Below are 1,983 nucleotides of genomic sequence, written 5' to 3'. Positions count from 1 at the left end.
TGGCTCGACACGCAGAACCCTGCAAGCCTCGCCCAGAAAGCCCACGACGCGGAAGGCGTGTTCCGCAGGACGGGCATCACGTTCGCCGTGTACGGCGACGCGCAGGCCGCCGAGCGCCTGATTCCGTTCGACATCGTGCCGCGCATCATCTCGGGTGCGGAATGGAGCCGGCTGTCGCTCGGCATCGAGCAGCGCGTGATGGCGCTCAACGCGTTCCTCGACGACATCTACCACCGCCAGGAGATCGTGCGCGCCGGCATCGTGCCGAAGCACCTGATCGCGCACAACGAGGCGTTCATCCCGGAGATGATCGACTTCCGGCCGCCCGGCAACGTCTACACGCACATCATCGGCGTCGACATCGTGCGCACCGCCGAGAACCAGTTCTACGTGCTCGAGGACAACGCGCGCACGCCGTCGGGCGTGTCGTACATGCTGGAAAACCGCGAGACGATGATGCAGCTCTTTCCCGAGCTGTTCCAGCAGGTCAAGGTGCGCCCGGTCGAGACCTATCCGCAGATGCTGCGCCAGTCGCTCGCGGCCGTGTGCCCGCCGGGCGGCAACGCCAACAACCCGACCATCGCCGTGCTCACGCCCGGCATCCACAATTCCGCGTACTACGAACATTCGTTCCTCGCCGACCAGATGGGCGTGCACCTCGTCGAGGGCAGCGACCTGCAGGTGGTCGACGGCCGCGTCGCGATGCGCACCACCGAAGGCTTCCGGCCGATCGACGTGCTGTACCGCCGGGTCGACGACGCGTTCCTCGATCCGCTGACGTTCCGCCCCGATTCGGTGCTCGGCGTGGCCGGGATCATGGACGTCTACCGCGCCGGCAACATCACGATCGCGAACGCGCCCGGCACCGGCATCGCCGACGACAAGGCGATCTACTCGTACATGCCGGAGATCGTCGAGTTCTACACGGGCCGCAAGGCGCTGCTGGAGAACGTGCCGACCTGGCGCTGCGGCGAGGCCGACAGCCTGAAATACGTGCTCGAGCATCTCGACGAACTGGTCGTGAAGGAAGTGCACGGCTCGGGCGGCTACGGGATGCTGGTCGGGCCGTGCGCATCGAAGGCCGAGATCGAGGCGTTCGCCGCGAAGCTGCGCGCGCGTCCCGCGAACTACATCGCGCAACCCACGCTGGCGTTGTCCACGACGCCGATCCTGACCGAAGCCGGCCTCGCGCCGCGCCACGTCGACCTGCGGCCGTTCGTGCTGGTGTCGGACCGGATCCGCATCACGCCGGGCGGGCTCACGCGCGTCGCGCTGCAGGAAGGCTCGCTGGTCGTCAACTCGAGCCAGGGCGGCGGCACCAAGGACACCTGGGTGCTGGCCGACTGAGCCGGGCACGACCGCGCGCGCCGCAGCCGGCGCGCGAACCGAACGAAGACGGAGTGGACACGAGATGCTTCTGGGACGAACTGCGAGCGGTCTTTACTGGATGTACCGCTATATCGAGCGCGCGGAGAACATCGCGCGCATCGTCGATGCCGGGCTGCGGATGGCGCTCACGCGCACGTCCGACGCGCCGGCCGAATGGTCGTCGGTGCTGGTCAGCTCGGGCGCGGACGACGGCTATCGTCAGAAGTACGACGCCTATGCCGCCGATACCGTGACCGACTACCTGCTGCGCGACCGCGACAATCCGTCGAGCGTGCTGTCGTGCATCGAGGCCGCGCGCTCGAACGCGCGGATGGTGCGCACGGCGCTCACGCGCGAGGCGTGGGAGAGCGTGAACGGCGCCTGGCTCGCGCTGCGCCAGGCGCTTGCGCAGCCGGTGCCGGAGAGCGGGCTGCCGGCGGTGCTCGACGAAGTGAAGCGCGAAACCGCGCTGATCCTCGGCAGCTTCTACAGCACGATGCTGCGCAACGAGATCTTCGATTTCGCGCAGATCGGCGCGTTCGTCGAGCGGGCCGACAACACCGCGCGGATCCTCGACGTGAAATACCACCTGCTGCTGCCGTCGGTGTCGCACGT

The 1,983-nt window shown here is 67.8% G+C and carries 2 protein-coding genes; both read left to right on the top strand.

The features are described 5' to 3' along the window. On the top strand, nt 1–1,347 hold a 1,347-nt coding region (locus tag DID98_RS35400), incomplete at its 5' end, for a circularly permuted type 2 ATP-grasp protein (RefSeq protein ID WP_148093555.1). Between the two features lie 64 nt (nt 1,348–1,411). Further along, nucleotides 1,412–1,983, top strand: a 572-nt coding sequence (locus DID98_RS35395; RefSeq protein ID WP_185500445.1) for an alpha-E domain-containing protein, incomplete at its 3' end; no start/stop codon positions are given.

The organism is Burkholderia sp. Bp8984, from assembly GCF_003853755.1.
In the GTDB taxonomy this organism is placed as follows: Bacteria; Pseudomonadota; Gammaproteobacteria; order Burkholderiales; family Burkholderiaceae; genus Burkholderia.
Note: the sequence above shows the minus strand (reverse complement) of the source record. Positions and strands in the feature narration are given on the sequence as shown.